The sequence below is a fragment of the Paraburkholderia sp. FT54 genome (assembly GCF_031585635.1).
Taxonomy (GTDB): domain Bacteria; phylum Pseudomonadota; class Gammaproteobacteria; order Burkholderiales; family Burkholderiaceae; genus Paraburkholderia.
In genome coordinates, this window is sequence record NZ_CP134195.1 from 2,489,681 (window position 1) to 2,512,259 (window position 22,579).

A 22,579-nucleotide genomic window follows, 5' to 3' on the forward strand; every position below is an offset into this window, starting at 1 on the left:
TCAGAACAATCGCTCGCAACGGGGTATCACTATGAGTACATACGACATGCTGGAACCAGGACCGGCGTCCAGCAGCGACGAAGACGCCGTCATGCGCGACCTCTTGCGCATGGTCATGGATCAGATCTGGTGGGTGATCGGGATTGCCGCGAGCGTGATTCTCGCCGCGGTGCTCTATACGAAGATCGCCACACCGATCTATTCCGCCGACGCGCTGCTTCAGGTCGACGCGCAAAGCAACAACAACGGCAACGCGCAAGCCCAGAACTCGGCGTCGCTCATGCCGACGGTCGGCCCGATGCGCACCGACGCGGAAATCGAAATCATCAAGAGCCGTGCGGTGGTCGAACCCGTCGTCGAACAGTTCAAGCTGAACTTCACCACGTCCGAGAAGTCCGTGCCGGTGCTCGGCAAGATCTCGGCGCTGTTCGCGCGTCCGGGCCATCCGCTCGGCACGGCCTTCGGCCTGGATTCGTATGCGTGGGGCGGCGAGCAATTCGAGGTTCAGTCGATCACCGTGCCAAAGCCGCTCGAAGGCGCGCGCCTCACGCTGCGCGCGCTCGAGCACGGCCGCTACGAACTGACCGATGCGTTCGGCCAGCAGATCCTGACCGGCGTCGCCGGCCAGGAAGCCGAAGCCGGCGGCGTCAGCCTGTTCGTGAAGACACTGGTGGCGCGTCCGGGCACCGAGTTCTACGTGACGCGCTACAACCAGCTCGACGCGGTCACCGGCCTTGCCGCCGGTCTGCAGGTCACGGAGAAAGGTCGCGACACCGGCGTCGTGCAACTGTCGTACACCGGCGCCGACCCGCACGCGATCACCGATATCGCCAACGCGGTGGCAAAGTCCTATCTGAAGCAACGCACCGAACGCGCTCAGGAAGAAGCGAGCCGCATGCTGAGCTTCCTGAACGGCGAATTGCCGCGCCTGCGCGAAGAAGTGAAGCGGACGGAAACCGCCTTGTCGGAGTATCAGTCGAAAGTCGGCTCGTTCTCGTTCCAGCCGACCCAGGAAGCCGGCGTGTACCTGGCCGGCGGCCTCGATTATGACAAGCAGCTTGGCACGCTGCGCATCCAGCGCGCGCAACTGTTGCAGCGTTTCACCGAAGCGTCGCAAGAGGTGCAGCAGGTCGACGCGCAAATCGCCGCGATGACGCGCGAGAAGAAGCGCTTCGAAGATCATTTCGCCTCGCTGCCGAGTTCCGAGCGCAACGCCATCGCCTTGCAGCGCGATGCGAAGGTTGCTGGGGAAATCTATGTGACGCTGCTGAACAAAACGCAGGAGCTGTCGATTTCACGTGCCGGCACGATCGGCAACGTGCATATCATCGACGAAGCCCTGCTGCCGTCCCAGCCGGTGCGGCCGAAGTCGACGCTGATCATTTCGGCGGGTACGCTGCTCGGCGTGATCAGCGGCATTCTGTTCGCGTTCTGCCGCCGCACGTTCTTTACCGGCGTGGCCGACCCCGAGTTCGTCGAACGGCGTTTTCATCTGCCGATTTTCGGCTCGATCGCCTTCAGTCCGGAACAGGCGCGCAGCGACCGTCAACTGAGCGCGATGCGCAGCGCCGCCCTGCCCGCGCCGCGCTCCACGCCGACCGAGGTGCCCGCGGTCGCCGACGAGCCGTCGGGCGTCATGCAGCTGCTGCGGCGACGCCCGGCGGGCGAAGTGCCGGTGGGCACGCAGACCGTGATCGGCTCGGGCAGGACGCCGATCCGGCCGCTGCTGGTGAAGACCCATCCGTACGACACGACGGTAGAAGGCTTGCGCGGATTGCGCGCCACGCTGCAGTTCGGCCTGCTCGACGCGCCCAACCGCATCGTCGCGATCACGAGCCCGGCGCCTTCGGACGGCAAGAGCTTTTTGTGCGCGAACCTCGCCGCGCTGATGGCCGAATCGGGCAAGCGCGTGCTGCTGATCGACGCCGATCTGCGGCGCGGCCGGCTCGCGCACTATCTCGGCCGCTCGCCTGACGGCGGACTGACCGAACTGCTGACCGGCCAGGCGGATCTGGAAGCCGTGGCGCGCGCGACCGGTGTGGACGGGCTGCACTTCATCGCGGCGGGCGCTTATCCGCCGAACCCGTCGGAGATTCTGACGTCGTCGCGCTTCAGCGAAATCCTCGCACGTTTCGAGCAGGAGTTCGATCTGGTCATCGTGGATACGCCGCCGCTGCTGGCGGTGGCGGACGCCGCGGTGGTCGCCAATATCGCCGGCTCGACCGTGCTGGTGATGCGTTCCGGCGCACACACCGAAGGCCATGTAGCCGACGCGCTGAAGAAGTTGCGGCGCGCGCGGGCGCGGGTGGTAGGCGGCGTGATGAACGCGGTGCCGCTCAAGAGCCACAACCGGAACGGCACGTACGACTATGCGTATGCATACACCTACTCCGCCGGCGATCCGCCTGACATTCATGCGCCGCGCTAAGGCGCGTTGAACGCAAGACGAAGCAAAGGGCTGTGCCGGATCGAGGCACAGCCCTTTTTGTATTGGGACGGAGTTTCCTCAGGCCTGGTTGGCGCACGCGCTTCTAACGCGTGGCGCGCGTAGGGCTGCTTTGTACGTGGCTTGAGTGGGGTGGCGTGGGTACGTTTCGTCCGCGTGGTTCGTGCGACGGAAAGGGAACAGAAACGGGAACGACGCCAATGCGGCGGCACCGACGCCAATGCGGCGGCACCGACGCCAATGCGGCGGCACCGACGCCAATGCGGCGGCACCGACGCCGACGGCTATGCACATGCCGAGGGCGCGGTATGGAGACGACGAGGCGCGCGACGAGAGCGCTTGCCGGTCAGCACCGCGCACGCGCGCGGCCAGCTCCGGCGTTGCGCGGCTTTTACAGAAACGCGCTGACGTCGGTATGAAAACGCACGGCCAGCGCCTTGGCCACCTTCTTGCTGATGGCGCGACGGCCCGCGAGAATATCGCTCACCACGGTGGGCGACGCGATACCTATCAGGTCCTTCTGCTTGAGCCCATGCGTTTCCAGCAGATGCCGCAAGACCTCGCGCGGCTCCGCTTTTGGAATCGTCACGTGATGCGATTCCCAGCTTTCGACCAGGTCGGTCACGATCGCGAACAGATCGGCGAGCGGGTCCTCCTCGTTGCTGTTCAGATGATCGGCGAGCGAGTTGGCGAGCCGCACCATGGTCTGGTAGTCCTGCTCGTTGCGAATGGGCGTGATCGGCAACTGCGCTTGCAGCGCCGCCCAGGTTTGAGCGATGTCGGGAAAAGCTCCCGGAAGGCGATCGGCATTCATGAGTTTAGATTCTTCCTCGTCCAAAGGTCGTACTGCGCATGCGTCAATACATGACGAACGAACAACGACTGCCTGTTGTAGTGACACGCCGCGACGATCCGGAACCGGTTGCCGCCTACATCGAAAACCGAGTATTAAGGCGGCACGTAGTCCATGCGGGCGAACGTCTGCTTCAGGTCGTTATGGGCATACGCGAGGCATGCCTGCGCCAGTGAATACCTCGTCAATAGCGCACCGCGCACCCCGGATGTCTCTTTATGAAGTCCAGCAACGCTTTCTTTGAGATGACCCGCATCGGATGTCCTCGCACATGTTCGCGCGCTGAGAATGCGCGCTTCACCTGCAAGGCCAAACGGAGCGAATCGACACCAATAGCCGGCCGGACGGCATCGTCCGAACGGCTATTTACAACTGACTGCGGTACGACGAAAGCATTTTATTCGCGTACTGCGAAGTTCCCAATACGCGAATAATTGGCCGACTTGCCGCTTCCCGGCGTCGTCGCGCCAACATGCGGAGGCCGGCTGACGCTATCGCGTTCGAGCACGTCAGCGGCCCCAACTGCTTTTCTGCGCCGGCTCGCCGGGCCACCGTAGCTCCTGGGTGGCAAGATCCGGTTCGATCCGCTCCACTGTTCCAATCCGCTGACGCAGCCCTGCCGCCGCGATCGTCCGCGTGACTTCGGCCATGAAGGCGCGCCGGAACACTGCCGCCGAAAAACGTTCCGCGTTCGCGCGGCATGCCGCCGGCGTGATCTGGTCGCGCTGACGCTCGAAGCGATCGATTGCGTCGAGCATCGACACCACGGTCTGACGAGCGAAATACACGCCGGTCGGATGCGCCTCGCCGATCGGCACCACGGTTTCGAGCGCGCCGCCCTTGCCGAATGCAATCACCGGCGTGCCGCATGCCTGCGCTTCGAGCGCGACGATGCCGAAGTCCTCCTCGGCGGCGAACACGAAGGCTCGCGCGCGTTGCAGATGGTCCTTCAGCACCTCGAACGGCTGATAGCCGAGAATCGTCACATTCGGACGGGCCCTGGCGCGAATCGCCGCCATCTCCGGCCCGTCGCCAATCACGACCAGCTTGCGGTGCGGCGTGGCATTGAATGTCTCGACAATCAGATCGATGCGTTTGTACGGCACCATGCGCGAAGCGGTCAGATAAAAATCTTCCTTGCGCGTGCACAGTTCGAATTCGTTCACGTCGACGGGCGGCGAAATCACGGCCGCATCGCGCCGGTAGGTTTTCATCACGCGACGCGCAACGAAGTGCGAGTTCGCGATCAGGCGGTCGACGCCGTTCGCCGAGTGCGAATCCCAGCCGCGCAGATAGTGGAGCAACGCGCGCGCCGCCCACGACCTCGGTCCATGCGTAAGATTCGCTTCGCGTAGGTACTGATGCTGCAGATCCCACGCGTAGCGCATCGGCGAATGCACGTAACTCACATGCGTCTGATCCGGGCCGACCAGCACACCCTTGGCGACCGCATAGGAACTCGTAATGATGAGGTCATAGCCGGACAGATCGAATTGTTCGACGGCAAGCGGCATCAACGGTAAATAAGCTCGATAATGGCGTCGCGCGAATGGCAGGCGCTGAATGAATGAAGTCGTCACGGGCTTGCCGCCTAGCGGCCCACGGTCTTCGAGGAAATCGACAAGACTGAAGAGATCCGCGTCGGGAAAGCACTCGATGATCTGCTCAAGCACCTTCTCCGCCCCGCCCGGCGCGACTAACCAGTCGTGCACGATCGCCACTTTCATGATCCCCCCGTTTTCTATTTAACGCCTCTTGGGCTTAGCAACGAGTGTATGTGGCGCTTCGTTTGCTGTGCGTGCGCGTGCCCACATTCGACGCGTGACAGCTCGCGAATAATTAAGCATCGCTCTTCGCCTATTGCGAACCTGCGCGTTCAATGACTACGCCCTCCTATGCGCCCGACGATCGACGCCTCGCCCCTCACCCATTCCTTACCGCTGGTTCAGCCGGCGCTGATCGATCCTCCTGCCGCACCCGCGGCTTCGACGTCGGCCGCAAACACCGCGACGCCTGCGGCACCGCGCGTGCTGTTCGTCGATCAGAGCGGCCAGCTCGGCGGCGCCGAATTCGCGCTGCTGCAACTGGCTGGACATTGCGCCGCGCACAGCGAGGTCATTCTGCTTTCCGATGGGCCGTTTCGCGCGCGCCTCGAAGCGCTCGGCGCGCGCGTCCAGGTGATGAACGACGCGCGGGTGTCGGGCGTCGAGCGGCAAGCGTCCGTGATGAACTGTCTGCGCGTCGTGCCCGCCATGCTGCGTCAGGTGCGCGCGATCGCCACGCATGCGCGCCGTTTCGACGTGCTGTTTCTCAACACGCAAAAAGCGCTGGTGCTCGGGGCGCTCGGCAAACCGCTGCATCGCAAACCGGTGATCTGGTATCAGCACGACATTCTCACGCGTGAGCATTTCGGGCGTGTGCAGTTGAGCATCGTCAAATGGCTGGTGCGCTTCGCGGTCGATCAGGTCGTGGTGAATTCGCAGGCATCCGCGCGCTCCCTTGCCGCGCTCACGGGTATCGCAGCCGACTCGGTGCCGGTCGTCTACAACGGCATCGACGCGGCCGCCTTCAGCCGTGTGGACGGCAGCGACGCGGCCGCGTTGCGGCGCCGTCTCGGCTTGCCGGAAGCGGCGTGGCTCGCGGGGCTGTTCGGCCGTCTCGCGCCGTGGAAAGGCCAGCATATCGCGCTCGATGCGCTGGCGCGTTTGCCGCACGCGCATCTGGTGCTGGTCGGCGCACCGCTATTCGGCGAGGATGCGTACGCGCAACGCCTGTGCGAGCAGGCCGCGGCGCTCGGGGTGACGGATCGCGTGCACTTCGCGGGCTTTCAGGACGACGTGCCCGCGTGGATGAAAGCGATGGACGTGATCCTGCACACGTCGACCGAACCCGAGCCGTTTGGGCGGGTGATCGTCGAAGGGATGGCGGCGGGACGTCCGGTGATCGCGTCGGCGGCCGGCGGCGTGACCGAGATCGTGCGGCACGCACGCAACGGCTGGCTGGTGAAACCGGGGGATGCCGTGGCATTGGCTGACGCGATCGGCACATTGCGTGCCGATCCGGTTTTGGCGCAGCGTCTTGCGCAGCAGGCGCTGGCCGATGCACAAACGGAATTTTCAGTGGAACTGTATTTGCAGCGGATGACGCAGGCAGTCAGGCAAGCCGCGCGCTAATGCATGTGGATGCGCCATGCCATTTGGCGTTGCGCACTCGATGTCCGCGCGAGCCGCTTGAGCCCAGGCTCGCGCGCAAGGCTCGGGCGGTGCTGCTCAGCCCTTGCTGTACTCGATCGTCTCGACGCCGGTGTCCGTGCCGAGCAGGCACAGATTCGCGCCACGGCCGGCGAACAGGCCCACTGTCACCACGCCCGGCCATGCGTTGATGTGCATTTCCAGCGTACGTGGGTCGCTGATGCGCAAACCCTTGACGTCGATGATTTCGTTGCCGTTGTCGGTAATGAACGGCACGCCTTCTTTCGTGACGCGCACCACCGGCACGCCGCCGAGCGCCGTGACGCGGCGGCCGATCGCGGTACGCGCCATCGGCACCACTTCGATCGGCAGCGGGAAAGTACCGAGCGTCTCGACCAGCTTGCTGGCGTCCGCGATGCACACGAACACGTCCGACACCGACGCGACGATCTTCTCGCGCGTCAGCGCACCGCCGCCGCCCTTGATCATCGCGCCGCTGTGGTCGATCTCGTCGGCACCGTCCACATAGACTGGCAGCGAATCGATTTCGTTGAGGTCGAGCACCTTGAAGCCGTGCGATTGCAGCCGCGCGGTCGTGGCGAGCGAACTCGACACCGCGCCGCGATAGCGCGCCTTGTTGGCGGCGAGCGCGTCGATGAAACAGTTCGCGGTGGAGCCTGTACCGACGCCGATTATCGAGCCTTCGGGCACGGTGGCGTTCACGTAGTCGGCGGCGGCCTGGCCGACCAGTTGCTTGAGTTCGTCTTGAGTCATGGGAGAGGCAGGCGAGCAGTGAAAACTGGTAGTTTACCGGAGTGGGATGCTAACTCCGGTCGTGTCGGGATTACTTCTTCACCGCCCGCTGACGCACCGCTTCGAACAGACACACGCCGCTTGCCACCGAAACATTCAGGCTTTCGACCGTGCCCGCCATCGGAATCTGCATCACCACATCGCAGGTATCGCGCGTGAGACGCCGCATGCCCTCGCCTTCAGCGCCCATCACCAGTGCCACCGGACCGTCCAGCTCCGTGTCGTAGAGGCTCTTGGTGGCCTCGCCGGCCGTGCCGACGACCCACACCCCCGCGTCCTTCAACTCACGCAGCGCGCGCGCCAGATTCGTCACGGTGATGTACGGCACGGTGTCGGCGGCGCCGCTCGCCACCTTCGCGGCGGTCGCGTTCAAACCCACCGCGCGATCGCGCGGCGCGATCACCGCGTGCGCGCCGGCGGCATCGGCCACACGCAAACAGGCGCCGAGATTATGTGGATCGGTCACGCCGTCCAGCACGAGAATCAGCGGCGAACCGTTGATGCCGTCGAGCAGCTCGGCCAGGTTCTGCGCGAGCGGCATGTCGCCCGCGCGCGCCACTACGCCCTGGTGACGCTCGGTGTGCGCGAGGCCCCACAGACGCGTTTCGTCGGCGGCGATCAGACGCACGCCGGCCTCTTTCGCCGTGTGCAGGAATTCGGTCATGCGACGGTCTTTGCGCGTCGCGTCGTAGTAGACATCTTCGACTGTCGACGCATCGTGCCGGATACGTGCCGTCACTGCGTGGAAACCGTATAAAACCTTGAGACGTGCCATGACTGATACAACCTTTGATTGAGCGCGCGTTCGACGCGCGCTGCTGTGATGAATACGAACCTGCGTGCTTTGCGTGCTTATATGTCAGCACTGCGCCTGTGTTCGAATGCTTGACGGCGATGAAACGCAGACCGCGCGCAACCGGCACGTTGGTACGTGCCCGATGCGCGCGGTATAAGCAAGCAGGCCGCTTCAGCGTTTCTTGCGTGCCTGCGGTTTCGACACCGATTTGGTCGCGGCACCGTGCTTCTTCGCCACGCCGCGCGCAGCGCGTGCTTCCTTGACCGCCGCGGTTTGCGCGGGCGCGGCCTTCTTGCGGCGCGCGCCCGGCGCTGCCGCGCCACCTTCCACCGGCGGCAACGCACGCACGCGTGCTCCACCGTTTTCACTGGACGACTTGTCGGCCGACGGCCCACGCACCAACGGCGGCTTGATCGGAGTGTCGCGCACGAGCCGGAAGTCGATCTTGCGGGCATCGAGATCGACGCGGCTCACCTGGACCCGCACGCGATCCGACAGACGATAACGAATCCCGGTGCGCTCGCCGCGCAACTCGTTCTTGATCTCGTCGTACTGGAAATAGTCCGAGCCGAGTTCGGTGACGTGCACGAGGCCTTCGATAAAGAGCGAATCGAGCTGCACGAAAATGCCGAACGACGTGACGCCGTTCACCATGCCGCCGTACTCTTCGCCGAGCTTGTCGCGCATGAAGTAGCACTTGAGCCACGCTTCGACGTCGCGCGAGGCTTCGTCGGCGCGGCGTTCGTTGGCCGAGCAATGCAGACCAAGCTCTTCCCAGATCGCCACGTTGTTCGAGCGCTGACGGCCGCGCTTATCGTCGTCGGCCTGCTGCATGGCGCGAGCGCGCGGCGAGAGCGCCGTATTCAGCTCGACGCCTTGCGGCGGCTCCGGCTGATACTTACGGCCCTGCAGGATCGCGTAGATCGCGCGGTGTGTGAGCAGGTCGGGATAACGGCGAATCGGGCTCGTGAAGTGCGCATACGCCTCATACGCGAGACCGAAGTGGCCGATGTTGTCCGGGCTGTAGACCGCCTGCTGCATGGAGCGCAGCAGCATGGTTTGCAGCATCTGCGCGTCGGGCCGGTCGCGGATCTGCGCCATCAACGCGGCGTAGTCGCTTGCATGCGGTTTGTCGCCGCCATTGAGTGTCAGGCCCATGCCGCGCAGGAACGTGCGCAGATTCTCGAGCTTTTCCGCGGTCGGTCCGGCGTGCACGCGGAACAGCCCCGGATGTTTGTTGCGCTTGAGGAAGTCGGCCGCGCAGACGTTCGCGGCCAGCATGCATTCCTCGATGAGCTTGTGCGCGTCATTGCGGGTGCGCGGAATGATCTGTTCGATCTTGCCCTGCGCATTGCAGACGATGTAGGTCTCAGTCGTATCGAAGTCGATCGCACCGCGTTTCTGGCGCGCGGCGAACAGCGACTTGTACACGCCGTACAGATTCTGCAGTTGCGGCAGCAAGGCGGCGCGGCGCGTGGCCTCCGGACCCTTGGTGTTCTTCAGCACCGCGGCGACTTCCGTGTAGGTCAGACGCGCGGCCGAGTGCATCACGCCGGGATAGAACTGATACGCCTTCACTTCGCCGCGCGCGGTGACGATCATGTCGCACACCAGCACGCAACGGTCGACGTGCGGGTTCAGCGAGCACAAGCCGTTCGACAGCTTTTCCGGCAGCATGGGAATGACGCGGCGCGGGAAATACACTGAGGTGCTGCGTTCGATCGCGTCGGCGTCGAGCCCGCTCTTCGGGTGCACGTAGTGCGAGACGTCCGCGATCGCGACGATCAGGCGAAAGCCCTCGCCACGGCCGACCTGAACCGGCTCGCAGTACACGGCGTCGTCGAAGTCGCGGGCGTCTTCGCCGTCGATCGTGACGAGCGGCACATCGCGCAGATCGATGCGATGGCGCGCGTCGACCGGGCGCACTTCGTCGGGCAGGCGCGAGGCTTCGTCGAGCGCGGCCTGGCTGAATTCGTGCGGCACGCCGTACTTGCGCACCGCGATTTCGATTTCCATGCCGGGGTCGTCGATATCGCCGAGCACTTCCACCACGCGGCCGAGCGGCTGCGAATGACGGCTCGGGAAATCGGTCAGCTCGACCACCACCACCTGGCCGACCTTGGCTTTCTTGGTGTTCTGCTGGATCAGAATGTCGTGGCCGATGCGCTTGTCTTCGGGCGCCACGATCAGCGCGCCGTTCTCGTTGAGCAGGCGGCCGATCACGCGCTTGTTGGCGCGATCCGTGACCTCGACGATATGCCCTTCCGGACGGCCGCGCCGGTCATAACCGACGATGCGCGCGAGCACGCGGTCGTTGTGCATGACCTTCTGCATTTCGGCGGTGGGCAGGAACAGATCGTCCTGGCCGTCGTCGCGAATCAGAAAGCCGAAGCCGTCGCGATGACCTTGCACACGGCCGGCGACGAAGTTCGACGGATGAGTCAGCTGATAGAGATTGCGCTGATCGAGGCGGATCTGGCCGTCGCGCTCCATCGCGCCGAGGCGCTTGAAAAATCCTTCTCGCTCCTGGCGCTTGATCGACAGGGCTTCGGCGATGTCGTTCGCTGCAAGCGGCGCTTCACTCGTGCGCAGGACGCCCAGGATTTCTTCGCGGCTTGGAATCGGATACGGAAATTTGCTCAAGGGCTTGTCGATGATTTTTTCTCGTTGCATGGACGTCGGTCGGCGATGTGGCTCGGCTTGGAAAGCGTTTGCTTAGCGCTTCAGTTACGCTTCAGTTGCGCTTGAATTGCACCTGCAAATGCACGGAAAAGACTGCTCGGGTCCGGCTCGTTCAAGGCTGAGTCCGACGGGCGTGTGCACCGTGCCAACGAACTACTGCGAGGCATTCTAACACCCGTCTTGCGCGCCAAGCGGGCCGTCGATAGTCGCCGGGCACTTGCTGTGAGGCGCCCGCAGCCTCGTCGGCTCGATGTTCAAGCGAGTTCTGCGAAACGCTTGACAGCCTCCAGTCTGTCGCTATAATGGCGTTCTTTGCTGTTCATCACCTGCCCAGGTGGCGAAATTGGTAGACGCACTAGGTTCAGGTCCTAGCGGTGGCAACACTGTGGAGGTTCGAGTCCTCTCCTGGGCACCACGAGTTGTTCCGGCGCAAGCCGAAGAAGTCCGAGAAACCCCGTAAGATCAAAGTCTTACGGGGTTTTTTGTTGCCTGCGGTTGCCGTGCGTTCCACTGGCATCGACTGTTTTTGCGAAATGACCTTGTAGTGTCCAAGACCCGCCATGATGATGGCCTCTCCCGTGCTCGACGACGTCGAGAGTGTGCCCGAGGACAAAGCGGCATTCGCAGAAATCACTCAATTTTTCGATGCACACCTCGGCCATTGATCCCCATTCGGGAAGAGCGCTTTTGCTGTCGAATGGGATTGCGAGACCGATCCCAATAGGATTCCGGGGCCCGCTCTCCTAGTGTTGTAGGACGGCTTCATTCCAGCCCATTCCACTGCTCGCGTAACGTTTCGATGAGTACCGCTGGCCGGCGTTCGGCCAGCTTCGCCAGCACGCTGCTATCGCTTTATCCAATGCAGCGCGGCTCTTACCCATCACCTCACGGCACTCTGTTAAGAGGCTGCGAGACTGCGATGCGGCAACTTGGCACGCCGTCCACAGCCACGCTGATAGTCGGCGACAGCCCCGCCAGCAATGCGACTGGCGCCGCACGGCTCTCGACGCCGCTCGTACTCGTCGGAACGCATGCGCAGGCCGACGCCGGGTCGCTTGCCGATCTGTTCGAACTGGAGCCTGTGGCGACGCTGCCCGTGGCCGTCAATATCGCTTGAGCGACAGCACGTCGAACGTATGGCGGATCGTTTCCACCGACTTCTCGTAGTCCGATAGCGCGAGGCACGCAATCAGCACGTCGATGATCGCCAGTTGTGCGAGACGGCTCGTCATGGCTTCCGTGCGAAACTTCGTCTCGCGCGCCATGGTGAACAGCACGATGTCGGCATAGGCCTGAATCGGCGATCGCCCGAAATTCGTGAGGCAGATGGTGCGTGCGCCGGCTTCCTTGGCGAGGCGCGTTGCCGTCACTGTTTCGTGCGTGCTGCCCGAGTGGGAGATGGTGAGCGTCGCCACGGTGGGGTCGCAAAGCGACGCGCTGATGACCTGGATGTGCGGATCGATCACCGCGCGTACGTCCAGCCCGATACGCAGCATGCGGTAGTGCGCATCTTCGGCGATCGACGCCGCGCTGCCCACGCCGTAGATTTCAATGCGGCGGGCGTTGCGGATCACCTCGACCGCCCGCTCGAGCTCGCCCACGTCAAGGGTGGACTGGGTTTCATGCAGGGTCTGCACGTTCGAGCTGAAGATCTTCGAAATTACCGCGGCCGTGTTGTCGCTGGGCTCGAGATCTTCGTGGATCAACTGCACCGGGCGCACGATTTCCTGCGCCAGCACGATCTTGAGCTGCTGAAAGCCGGTGGCGCCGATCGCCTTGCACAGGCCCACTACGCTGCCTTCGCTCGCACCCACACGCTCGGCGACCTCGCTGACCGACATGTGCACCACTTCCTGCGCGTGCTGGCGGACGAAGTCGGCGATGCGCTGGCTGGTGGCGCCGAAGGTCGGATAAAGCTGCTCGATGCGCGACAGGATCGCCGACACCGAATTCGGCTGGGCCGGGGCAGCGGCCCCGGCACTCGCCGCGCCCTTCCTTGCGGGTTTCATCAAAGCTCCTGTGAAAGAATCCGTCGACCCGCTGGCACGCCACGCGAGGCCCTGCTCGGGCCAGCCAGTGCGCGATCGCAACCGCGCCCAACAAGGCAGCCGCAAGGATAGCGTGACTGCCGGGCGTTATGAAAGCGGCGAGTATCAAGGAGGCGAGGCAAAATCGATTACCCTCGGCGTTGATAACGATCGGTCGAATGATGTTTGCGATGTCGACGATCCCAACTGCCGGCGGAAGCCGGATGCCGCTTCCGCCGGCCGGAGCCACTTCAGCTTAAGTGAAGCGCCATCGCCGGATCGCTGACAGTCGGCTTGCCCGTCTCGATACGACCGGAGAAGCGGCGCATGAAGTTGTCGCCCGTTACGGTGAAGTCGTACCAGTTGCCGCTGCCCGAGAGATCCCAGTGCAGCATGCCGACATCGCCGGCAGGAACATTCATCTGCCAGGGGCCATCGGTGCGGTAGGCGTTGGACTGCACCGTCACCGTGCCGGGCGCGGTCCCGGTGTTATGCAACTTCACGTAGACCTGGCCGGCGTCCGTATCGTAGCAGACCTGCACTTCCGGCATGAAGGTCGCGGTACTGGCGGCCACTGCGTTGCCCGCGAAGGTACGCAGGAAGCCGTTCGGGCCGTAGACCCAGAGCTCGTATTTGCCGAGGTCGGTCTTCAGCGTGTCGTCCCAGTAGTCCTCGAGCGCCTTGCCGGCTTCGACCGTGTATCTGCGCGGGATGCGGTCCATGTGACTCTTGTCGTACACATGGAAGACTGCTCCTTGCTTACCTGTATTGCTGAACATCAGCTTGACGAGACCGGGGCCTTCGATGCGTGCGCTGGTATGCAGTTCATAGGGCAGCGCGCGCGAAAATCGCGTGCCCGGCTCCTGGAACAGCGGCTGTGGCGTGGCCGGCGGCGCTGCGATGGGCAGGGAGGCCTGGGCGGCAAGCACGGCCTGGTAGTTGCTCGTATCCGGCAGCGTGGGAACGACCGGATCGTTCGGCGAAACAAAGTCGAAACACGAGGTCAGGTCGCCGCAGACCGCGCGGTGCCACGGACTGACCGCGTCGACAGTGATATCGAAGCGCTTCTCGAGAAAAAGGCTCATCGACGTGTGGTCGAAAACCTGCGAGTTGACCCAACCGCCCTTGCTCCATGGCGAGATGACGTACATCGGCACGCGCGCACTGAGACCCCACGGCCGTACGTTGCCGCTGATGGTGTCCTTGGCATTCAGGTACTTTCTCGCCGGATCGGAGAAGTACTCGCCGTCCAGCGGTAACGTGGCCTTGCCTGCCAGTGTGCCGTCCAGGTTGTACGACGGTGGCGCCGGCGGCGGCACATGGTCGAACAGGCCGTCGTTCTCGTCGTAGGTCAGGAAGAATGCTGTCTGTGCCCAGACCTCTGGATTGGCGGTGACCGCGTCGAGCACTTCGGCCGTGAAGTTCGCACCGATCGCCGGATTGCTGTTGCCGGAGTGTTCCGAGTTGGCTGCCGTGCACAAGATCCACGACACTTCGGGCAACGTATTGCCCATCACATCGTTTTTCAAATCCGCAATCGAGTAGTCCGTCATGCCCTTCACGTACAGCGGATCGCCGGGCTTGGCGGTGCGGAAGTCTTGGAAAGCCAGGCCGCCGTGCATGGCACCGGTCCAGTTGTCGTTGGTGTCCTGGTAGATTTTCCAGCTCACGCCGGCGTTCTCGAGGACTGACGGCAGGGAGAGCCAGGTGAGTGCGTTGTCCGCATACGTATAGCCCGGCGTCGGCATGGTGCCGGTGATCCAGCAACGATCGTTGTTGGGTTCCGAGGTCCGGTCGTCGCTGTTGATGCCCATCTTCGCCAGCTTCGGGTCGAAGCCCGAGCCCGAGAAGAAAACCACGCGGTTCGGGTCCGTGCCGCTCGTGGTTGAGCAGAAGTGGTTGTCACAAATCGTGAACGCTTCGGCCAGCGCGAAATGGAATGGAATGTCGTTGCGGGCAAGATAGCCCATCGTGTACGGCGTCTTGTAAACGGGCCAATGGCCTGACTTGCCCTGATTCCAGGCGGCCTGCATGTCGGAGAAGCTGTGCGGCGTGCTGGGCGATTGCAGTGCCTTAACCTTGGTCATATCCATGTGATACGGCGGAATCTCGTTGCCGCTTGCGTCCTGCTGGTACCACACGTCCTTGCCGCTCTCGAGTGGAATCGGCAAGCGGTCGCCGTAGCCGCGTACACCCTTCAGGGTGCCGAAGTAATGATCGAAGCCACGGTTTTCCAGCATCAGGATGACAATGTGCTTGATGTCCTTGATGGTGCCGGTGTCTACCGCAGCTTGAACGGAAAGTGCGCGGGCGATACTGGGCGGCAGCATGCCCAGCGCGAGGGCGGCGCCTGCCGACTTGGCGGCACCGGTGAGGAAACTGCGTCGATCGAGTTTTTTCATGGTCTTGACGATGTAGGGATTGAGCGCGGGGCGGGACTTCGCGGCATCAGGGTGCGCAACTCAGCTTGACGCTGGGCGGAGCGGACGACGGCTGAGCGCCGGAAGCGGCGTTGGCGGCGCCTGGCGTGTTTGTCGAAGACCCGCCGCAGGCGGTCAGCGACAGGCTCAGAACGATGCAGGCCGCTACGGCACGGCCATACAACAGGAATTGGGTCATGGGCGGGATCTCATGGTCTGATAGACAATTGGTACAACTGATTACGAAGACAGTTGACCGATTTGCGCGATGATCTGGTCTGGTCCGAACACGGCGCTAAAGCTTGAGCAGTAGCAGGTACCGGCACACAGAGAATAAAAACTGAATGTGTCAGCGCAATGAATAACTTTCATTTTCATATAACAACCGCCCTGAACAAATTTCATTCTATGCCTGTCGATTCCGGCTCCGCTGCGACTCGCTGGCCACGCGGCCTGGTCTCCACAAGCACTCCACCTAGGTCCGCAGTCTGTGGTGGCAACACAGTAGTTGACCCATCGTGCAGGCGTTTTCGCGCGCGGCTATTACGCGTGCTGCAAACGGCTAGCGTCGGTTGATTGAAGCGAAGTTAGTTTGCCTGGGGGGATTGACACGCCGCATCAGCTCGCTAAAATAGCGGTCTAGCTTGAAGACGTGCCCAGGTGGCGGAATTGGTAGACGCACTAGGTTCAGGTCCTAGCGGTGGCAACACCGTGGAGGTTCGAGTCCTCTCCTGGGCACCAACAGTTGTTCCGGCGTAAGCCGCAGAAGTTCGAGGAACCCCGTAAGATCAACGTCTTACGGGGTTTTTTGTTTCTGCGGACATGCGGTCATGGTCCGAAAAGAAACACGCTCAGGCTTCCTTCACCGACTCTATAGCGAAGGTCCAACTACCCCCTGCGCAGGGGGTGTTTCGCTTTCGCCAGATCTCTAGCATGAGGTACATCCGTGCTGGTCACGCCGCTTTCTGTCGGCGTGACACCTGCAATCGCAACCGCATCGCCATCAGCGATGACCTGCACGGCGCCAACGCGTCTATCGGCGCAAACAACTGAAACAATTCCACGCCAAGTTCGGCCGAAACGGCCCCGACGCATACGTCGCGGGCCGCGTACGGCCGGCCAGAAATCAGGTCGCTTGAGGAGAGGCACGGTGACGGGATTGCGTCGGCAGATTTCGGTGTTTGGCGGCACGGCGTTGGCGGTTGGAATGGTCGTCGGGTCCGGCGTCTTCGGGCTGCCAGGCCTCGCGCTACAACTCAGTTCGCCTCAAACCGCGGCGTTCGGATGGTTGGCCTGCGCAATCGCCTGCCTTCCTCTCATTTGGATATTCGCGATTCTCGGCACCCGCTATGCCTCTGCTGCAGGCATTTCGCGTTACGCCGAAGCCGCGCTCGGGCGACGTGCCGAATTCGCCGTCACGGCCGTTCTGTGCGGAACCTTCCCGCTTACCGTACCGGCCCAGTCGATGATCGGTGCAAGCTATGCGCTCGTTGCGTTCGGGCTCGATCAAAGTGCGCTTGTTCCCGTAGCCGCATCGATCCTGCTCGTCGCCGTCGCATTCAATTTATCCGGCATTCGCACGACGGCGCTCGTCAATACCGTTTCACTGGCATTGATCGTCGCTGCTGTGCTCGCGCTATGCACGATGCGCCAGTCCGATCTTCACACCGGCATGTTGCTGTGGACTCGTCCGGACTGGACGGGTATCAAGCTATCGCAAGTATGGAAAGTGAGCGCCCTGCTCTTCTGGGCATTCGTGGGCTGGGAAAATGTCTCGTTCGGTCTCGAAGAGTTCAAGGAGCCGCAGCGCACGATCAAGCGTGTCTACCTGTTCAGTTTTCTCGTGGTGGTGGCGCTGTATTTCCTGCTGGCCGCGACGATCAATGGAGCGTCGCGTGGAGACTCCTCCGTGAACGTAACGGAAGGCATTGCCCGTCTCGTTCCGTTGCGCTGGCAGTCGCTCTTCTCTCTCGTGACGCTCGTGATTATCCAGGCGACAGCCAATGCATGGGTCTTCGCCGCCAGCCGTCTTTTCTATGCCGCCGGTAGAAACCGTCTGCTGCCTGAAGTGTTCGCGCGTCTTGACCGGCAAGGCACGCCGCGTAACGCGCTATGGCTGGTGGCGGCATGTTTTGCGGCCGTACTGGCGGCGGCGACGCTGTTTCACATCAGTGTCCCGGATCTGGTGCTCGTCGCCAATCAGAACTTCCTGGTGCTCTATCTGGTATGCATCTACGCCTGCTGGAAGATCGAGCGCGGACTGCAGCGATGGCTTCTGACACCACTCGCACTATTGTCCTGCGGCTTCCTGCTCGCAGGATTCAGTTACAAGATCCTCTATCCGGTTGTCCTGCTGGCCTTGGGCATGATGTGCCAGCGTTCGCGTGACAACCGCCCCCTTGTCAGTCTGGCGCAACCCAATCTGCCGCCCCGCCTCTAGCGGCTAGCGACACACTCGGCACATTCGACAACTTGCACGCTACTTCGCAGGACCAGCGCGACAAGCTCCGCCTGCCTGTGAGTGGACGTCTTGGTGAGTATCTGTTTCAGATATCCCCGCGCTGTGCCCATACTGATCGCGAGCTTCGATGCCGCTTCCGCAAGATCGCAGCCGCGCGCGAGCAACGCGGCAAGTTGCGCCTCACGACGCGTTAGCTGAAATGTCTCGACGAGCACACCCAGGTCGAGGCTCAACGGACGGTCGGGTTCCATCACGAACAGAACGCCACGCGCGGTCCTTGCTTCGCGGGAATCACCCCACCCGGCCGATTTCTCCTGCGCACAGAATGGCATGACGCTGACAACCAGCGGCAGACGCGGCGGCTCGCGCGACAGATAACAGCGGACGGGAGCAGCGTGTCGTATGGCACTCTCGCAGGCCATGCGTTGCGCGTCATGCAGGCCGACAGCCCTCGCCATCGCCTTTTGCAATGCCTGCGTTTGCGCATGATGCGTCGCCATGACAGTGCCTTTTCGCAATAGCAATCCGTCGCCGCCCGACGCAAGCGCCTCGGCACACCCGTTCACGAATACGGGACGCAGCGCGATGTCGAAAAGAATCACGCCCACGTTCACACAGGCCAGTACATCGAGTGCGGACTGGACCTGCACGTTGGTGACGGCGAGGCGGCTGCGAACTTCCAGCGAGTTCACCAGGTGTGGCACGATGAGATTCATCGCATTGACATCTTCACTGCTGAAATCCGCTGCGCCAAGCTCACGGCCCGCCGAGAAATAAACCTGCCGCACAGGCGTGCGGACGAGCGGTGCGACGACTCCATAGAAGCCGCCGGCCGGCCGGACCGCCTCGTTATAGATATATGAACGTCTGAAATCCGCATCCGAGATCGCCGACGATTGCAGCAATGACGTGCCGACCGGAATTGCGCTGATCCAGTCTGGAATGCGTGACTCGAACTCGCGCTGCAGTCGCGCAACGCAATCGGGCTCGATACCTGTGGACACAACCATGCCGGTGGCACCGTCCGTCAATTCGTTCAACATCGACTTATGCGCGCCGATGACGCTCGCGACCGAACGGAGCGCCGCCTGCCACTCGTCAGGGGCGAGCGCCGCCTGATAGACGTGACGAACCGCAGCATGAATATCGTCGACGCGTCCCACCTTCACCTCTGCGCTGTACAGCCACCCTCCCAAATGGGAGTAACAGTTGCACCTTCACTCTGTCAGTATAGTAAGAACGATAGGAAGACCAGGTTTCTGCAATTCCCGGAGACAGACATGTCATCCAAACATACTGCCCTGGCAGGTCATGTTCGGCGGCTATGCTCGCTCGGTGCCGAGCCGCACATTGTCATTCCGCATGTCGTCGAAACAATTCGGACACTCGTGGGTGCGGATTGGGGCATGTTCTTTTATGCCGATGAACATTACGCGCTTAGAAACGGTTTCAAAAAGGCTTCGTAGGGGCTGTTAACCCGTAACGCAACCTGTTAACCTCGATCGTTGTGATAACAGGATCGAGGAGATGGGCAAACCAATCATCGACGACGAACTGTGGACACTGATCGAGCCACTGCTACCACCAGCGAAGCCACGCCGCTTCAAGTATCCGGGCCGCAAGCCAGTTCCGGATCGGGCTGCGCTGACCGGTATCCTGTTCGTGCTAAAGACCGGTATCCGGTGGCGAGATTTGCCAGCAGAAATGGGATGCGGCTCCGGCGTCAGTTGCTGGCGAAGGCTACGCGATTGGCAACAAGCCGGCATATGGGATCGATTGCACGCAGTGCTTCTGGCGAGGTTGCGAGCGATGGACAAGATCGACTTCTCGCGCGTGGTCGTGGATTCGTCGTCGATTCGCGCGGTTGGGGCGGGCGAAAAACTGGTCCGAACCCCACCGATCGAGCGCGACCCGGATCCAGGCACCACCTCGCCACCGATGCCAACGGAACGCCCATCGCGGCAATCCTGACTGGCGCCAATCGTAACGATGTCACCCAACTCGTGCCGTTGATTGAGGCCATCGTACCGATCGCCGGCAGGCGCGGGCGGCCGCTGAGCCGTCCTGGCCGTGTCTACGCTGACCGAGGTTACGACCACGACAAATACCGACGCGCTCTCCATGAGCGCAGTATTCCCACTAGCATCGCGCGGCGTGGCCACCCGCACGGCAGTGGCCTTGGCAAAGTCCGTTGGGTTGTCGAGCGTACACATGCCTGGCTGCATCATTTCCGTCGTCTACGTATTCGCTTCGAACGTCGCGCTGACATTCATGAAGCGTTCCTCAAACTCGGCTGTTGCTTGATCTGTTGGAACACCCTTCAGCGAGCTCAACAGTCTTTATGAAACCGTCTCTTAGCGAAATGTTCAGTCAGAACGAAGCCATATACGAAATCATGCCGCTCTATATGAAAGAAGTGCATAACACGGAGAAACAGGCGGATGCGATGGGTGTCGACTTCACCACAGCGATGCGGCGAGGACGCGGCTATGAGAACACGGCACGCAATGATGCCGCGTTGCTCAAGAGCACGATGTATAACGAGCTCTACCGGCCTATGTACATTCGGCACAGCCTCGAAATGACCGCGTTCGACGGCAAACGTGGCTGGGGCAGTGTGACTCTCAAGCGCATGCCCGACAACCGGCCGTTTTCGGAGCGCGACCTCGCGGACATTCGCCCTTTATCGAGGCATATCGCGCATGCGCTCGCTTGCCCCAAAGCGCAATCTCTCAATCACGCGGAAAACGGTCGGTCGTCCGTCATCGTGGTCGACGACACTGGGAAGATCGTCATGCAGAACGGCACCGGCATGCGCATGCTTGCGTTGGCCAGCGGCGAGTCGGCCAGCTACGTGCGGCACACGCGCCTTCCCGACTGGCTGACGCCGCTGGTCATCAATTTCAATAGAATCTGGCGCGGCTGTGCGGCCGCTCCGCCTCTGCATGAACGCTTCAATGCCGCCGGTCGATTCACGTTCAAGGCGTATCGCTTCGACCACGCGGATACGATGACCGACCACACATTTATCGCTATCTACGCCGAGCATTTCGCCCCGCTCGCATTTGAAATCGAGACGCGAGGCTTTCAGCTTGGCTTGAGCGAGCGGCAGCGGCAGCTCTGCACTTATCTGTTGCTCGAACGCTCGCACGGCGACATTGCACAACTGCTGGGCATCCGCGAAAGCACGGTAATCGATCACGTGCGCAAGATATACGGGAAACTCGATGTCCACAGCCTCGGGCAGCTAAAGGCCGCTTTTCATGGCGTCGGCGGCGATACGGACAGGCGCCCTATGTGGGCCGCGAATAGCTGACGCTTTGCGACTTGCCGACTACTGATGCTTCACCCTGCACCAGCGCGCACGGCCTTCAATTCCCGAAGGTCTTACGCGCTCACGTTGGCGTGACGGCCGTCCCGCAAGTACGGCTATCGTTCGGTCACTCGCCGCAGCGGACAAGTCATCGGCATTTTCCGACATTCGTCTATCGACGCTGAAATTCCCGCGCGCTACTGCAGACCCGTCATTCGTCAAGGACAACGGCGAACGGCCGCTACCGACTTCCACGAACGCGCACCTTCGACCCACCGCAGACGCCGGGACTGGGCGAAGGAATCTCCGTTCGACCGCGAACAGCAGGACGCTCGACAATACTCGCTATGACTTGGGCGGATTGTCATCGGGTGACGTCGGCGGCCGTTTCTTCATGGAGTCCGACATTTGCATTAACATCAGGGCACTGAACGTATTGAACGCAGCCGGTCACAACCAGACGTGCTGGTTTGATATTCCGTTGTGAAAAAGGGAGGCAATCGTGGCTGACGAAAAGATGCTGGCGCAAGTTTGTGAAAAACAGGGATTTTTCGCGGCGTTGGACCAGAGCGGCGGATCGACCCCGGGCGCCCTGCGGCTCTATGGCATTCCGGAGAGCGCCTACAGTGGTGACGCCGAGATGTTCAAACTGATCCATGAGATGCGGGTGCGCATCATCACTGCGCCCGCCTTTACGGGGGACAAGATCATTGGCGCCATTCTCTTCGAAGCTACCATGGACGGACAGGCACTCGGAAAACCCGTGCCGACGTTCCTGTGGGAGGAGCGTGGCGTCGTGCCGTTCCTGAAGGTCGATAAAGGCCTGGAAGCCGAAGCCGACGGCGTGCAACTGATGAAGCCGATACCCGGACTGGACGAGCTGCTCGCTCGGGCTGGGAAACTCGGTATCTTCGGCACCAAGATGCGCTCGGTCATCAACCTGAATTCGGCAAGCGGTATCGCTGCGATCGTCAAGCAACAGTTCGCACTGGCAGCACAGATCGATGCCCACGGTCTCATGCCGATACTGGAACCCGAGATTTCGATCAAGAGTCCGGACAAGCCAGGAGCGGAAGCCACCCTGCTCGCCGAACTGACCAAAGGTCTCGACGCCCTGCCGGATAGCCGTCGCGTCATGCTCAAGCTGACCCTGCCCGACGTGGCGGACTTCTATCGTCCACTGGTCGAGCACCCGCGTGTCGCACGGGTCGTCGCGCTTTCAGGAGGATACACGCGAGCCGACGCGTGCGAACGGCTCGCTACGAATCACGGCATGATCGCCAGCTTCTCGAGGGCCTTGATCAACGAACTCAAGGAATCGATGAACGACAGTGAGTTCAACGCGACACTCGCAAAGTCCGTCGACGAGATCTATCGGGCCTCTGTCGTCAAGGTTTGAAGCGACTTTCAGGAGGGCGACTCCTGCGAATCAAGAGACCCGGGCCGCCTAACAAGAACGTGCTGCTTTGTCCGGCCCGCGGGCCGGACAAAGCTCGCGGCCTGATCCTCCAAGAATTCTTCTTTGCACATTCGCACAAAGCGCGAAATGGTTAACTGCTCACGTGCCGCGAAGGTCA

17 protein-coding genes, 2 tRNA genes and 1 pseudogene are annotated in these 22,579 nt (G+C 62.1%); 10 read left to right on the top strand and 10 right to left on the bottom strand.

The window, feature by feature from the left end:
* The first annotated feature begins 31 nt into the window (after positions 1 to 31).
* Positions 32 to 2,428 (top strand): polysaccharide biosynthesis tyrosine autokinase, encoded by a 2,397-nt coding sequence (locus RI103_RS11635; RefSeq protein ID WP_310812172.1) that lies wholly within the window; start codon positions 32 to 34, stop codon positions 2,426 to 2,428.
* A 409-nt stretch (positions 2,429 to 2,837) separates the two neighbouring features.
* Here the strand turns inward: RI103_RS11635 and RI103_RS11640 are convergent, their stop codons facing one another.
* The 3 genes from RI103_RS11640 to RI103_RS11645 all read right to left on the bottom strand — a co-directional run bounded on the left by RI103_RS11640 (position 2,838) and on the right by RI103_RS11645 (position 5,026).
* Positions 2,838 to 3,260 carry a transcriptional regulator gene (locus tag RI103_RS11640; protein WP_310812173.1) on the bottom strand — a complete coding sequence of 141 codons (423 nt, stop codon included), beginning with the start codon at positions 3,258 to 3,260 and terminating at the stop codon, positions 2,838 to 2,840.
* Positions 3,257 to 3,358, bottom strand: coding sequence for a type II toxin-antitoxin system HigB family toxin (locus RI103_RS39630; protein WP_409076985.1), 102 nt, complete (start codon positions 3,356 to 3,358; stop codon positions 3,257 to 3,259). Before RI103_RS39630 ends, RI103_RS11640 begins: the two co-directional genes overlap by 4 nt.
* Before the next feature lie 450 nt (positions 3,359 to 3,808).
* Positions 3,809 to 5,026: a glycosyltransferase family 4 protein gene (locus RI103_RS11645; protein ID WP_310812174.1), complete on the bottom strand. Its 1,218-nt coding sequence runs from the start codon at positions 5,024 to 5,026 to the stop codon at positions 3,809 to 3,811.
* Positions 5,027 to 5,194: 168 nt separating this feature from the next.
* On the opposite strand from RI103_RS11645, the gene RI103_RS11650 reads away from it, so the two are divergent.
* The gene (locus RI103_RS11650) at positions 5,195 to 6,472 is read left to right on the top strand and encodes a glycosyltransferase family 4 protein (RefSeq protein WP_310812175.1); all 1,278 of its coding nucleotides are present in this window, start codon (positions 5,195 to 5,197) and stop codon (positions 6,470 to 6,472) included.
* 96 nt (positions 6,473 to 6,568) lie between these two features.
* On the opposite strand, the gene rpiA is transcribed toward RI103_RS11650, so the two are convergent.
* The 3 genes from rpiA to rnr form a co-directional block, all read right to left on the bottom strand.
* Entirely contained in the window at positions 6,569 to 7,264 is a 696-nt protein-coding gene (rpiA, locus tag RI103_RS11655; protein WP_310812176.1) for a ribose-5-phosphate isomerase RpiA, read from the bottom strand.
* A gap of 70 nt (positions 7,265 to 7,334) precedes the next feature.
* Positions 7,335 to 8,078: a 23S rRNA (guanosine(2251)-2'-O)-methyltransferase RlmB gene (gene rlmB, locus RI103_RS11660; RefSeq protein ID WP_042323987.1), complete on the bottom strand. Its 744-nt coding sequence runs from the start codon at positions 8,076 to 8,078 to the stop codon at positions 7,335 to 7,337.
* A 192-nt stretch (positions 8,079 to 8,270) separates the two neighbouring features.
* Entirely contained in the window at positions 8,271 to 10,772 is a 2,502-nt protein-coding gene (gene rnr, locus RI103_RS11665; protein WP_310812177.1) for a ribonuclease R, read from the bottom strand.
* 337 nt (positions 10,773 to 11,109) lie between these two features.
* On the opposite strand from rnr, the gene RI103_RS11670 reads away from it, so the two are divergent.
* Positions 11,110 to 11,196, top strand: a tRNA-Leu gene (locus tag RI103_RS11670).
* A gap of 353 nt (positions 11,197 to 11,549) precedes the next feature.
* Here the strand turns inward: RI103_RS11670 and RI103_RS11675 are convergent.
* Positions 11,550 to 11,692: pseudogene (locus RI103_RS11675) on the bottom strand (IS110 family transposase); the annotation flags it as partial.
* Positions 11,693 to 11,700: 8 nt separating this feature from the next.
* On the opposite strand from RI103_RS11675, the gene RI103_RS11680 reads away from it, so the two are divergent.
* Positions 11,701 to 11,898: a hypothetical protein gene (locus RI103_RS11680; protein ID WP_310815285.1), complete on the top strand. Its 198-nt coding sequence runs from the start codon at positions 11,701 to 11,703 to the stop codon at positions 11,896 to 11,898.
* Here RI103_RS11680 and RI103_RS11685 read toward each other — a convergent pair.
* Together RI103_RS11685 and RI103_RS11690 are read right to left on the bottom strand one after the other, a co-directional pair.
* Positions 11,885 to 12,790: a MurR/RpiR family transcriptional regulator gene (locus tag RI103_RS11685; protein WP_310812178.1), complete on the bottom strand. Its 906-nt coding sequence runs from the start codon at positions 12,788 to 12,790 to the stop codon at positions 11,885 to 11,887. The two genes, RI103_RS11680 and RI103_RS11685, sit on opposite strands and share 14 nt — an antisense overlap.
* Positions 12,791 to 13,059: 269 nt before the next feature.
* The gene (locus RI103_RS11690; protein WP_310812179.1) at positions 13,060 to 15,210 is read right to left on the bottom strand and encodes a phosphocholine-specific phospholipase C; all 2,151 of its coding nucleotides are present in this window, start codon (positions 15,208 to 15,210) and stop codon (positions 13,060 to 13,062) included.
* A 672-nt stretch (positions 15,211 to 15,882) separates the two neighbouring features.
* Here RI103_RS11690 and RI103_RS11695 point away from each other — a divergent pair.
* Positions 15,883 to 15,969 (top strand) — tRNA-Leu (locus RI103_RS11695).
* Positions 15,970 to 16,174: 205 nt separating this feature from the next.
* Complete coding sequence (locus tag RI103_RS11700; protein WP_310812180.1) at positions 16,175 to 17,668, top strand: APC family permease; 1,494 nt, start codon at positions 16,175 to 16,177, stop codon at positions 17,666 to 17,668.
* Here RI103_RS11700 and RI103_RS11705 read toward each other — a convergent pair.
* A complete protein-coding gene (locus RI103_RS11705) occupies positions 17,665 to 18,852 on the bottom strand; it encodes a LuxR C-terminal-related transcriptional regulator (protein WP_310812181.1) in 1,188 nt (395 codons plus the stop codon). The genes RI103_RS11700 and RI103_RS11705 overlap by 4 nt on opposite strands.
* A gap of 117 nt (positions 18,853 to 18,969) precedes the next feature.
* Between RI103_RS11705 and RI103_RS11710 the strand changes: the two genes are divergently transcribed.
* The 4 genes from RI103_RS11710 to RI103_RS11725 all read left to right on the top strand — a co-directional run bounded on the left by RI103_RS11710 (position 18,970) and on the right by RI103_RS11725 (position 22,401).
* On the top strand, positions 18,970 to 19,155 hold the full coding sequence (locus tag RI103_RS11710) for a hypothetical protein (RefSeq protein WP_310812182.1): 186 nt from the start codon (positions 18,970 to 18,972) through the stop codon (positions 19,153 to 19,155).
* A 61-nt stretch (positions 19,156 to 19,216) separates the two neighbouring features.
* Positions 19,217 to 20,034 (top strand): IS5 family transposase gene (locus RI103_RS11715; RefSeq protein ID WP_310812183.1). Its coding sequence is split into 2 segments (ribosomal slippage): positions 19,217 to 19,565 and positions 19,565 to 20,034, totalling 819 coding nucleotides; the frame shifts between segments, so codons are not numbered across the junction.
* On the top strand, positions 20,031 to 21,005 hold the full coding sequence (locus RI103_RS11720) for a helix-turn-helix transcriptional regulator (RefSeq protein WP_310812184.1): 975 nt from the start codon (positions 20,031 to 20,033) through the stop codon (positions 21,003 to 21,005). Before RI103_RS11715 ends, RI103_RS11720 begins: the two co-directional genes overlap by 4 nt.
* A gap of 499 nt (positions 21,006 to 21,504) precedes the next feature.
* Positions 21,505 to 22,401, top strand: a complete 897-nt coding sequence (locus RI103_RS11725; protein ID WP_310812185.1) for a fructose bisphosphate aldolase — start codon at positions 21,505 to 21,507, stop codon at positions 22,399 to 22,401.
* Positions 22,402 to 22,579 lie beyond the last annotated feature (178 nt).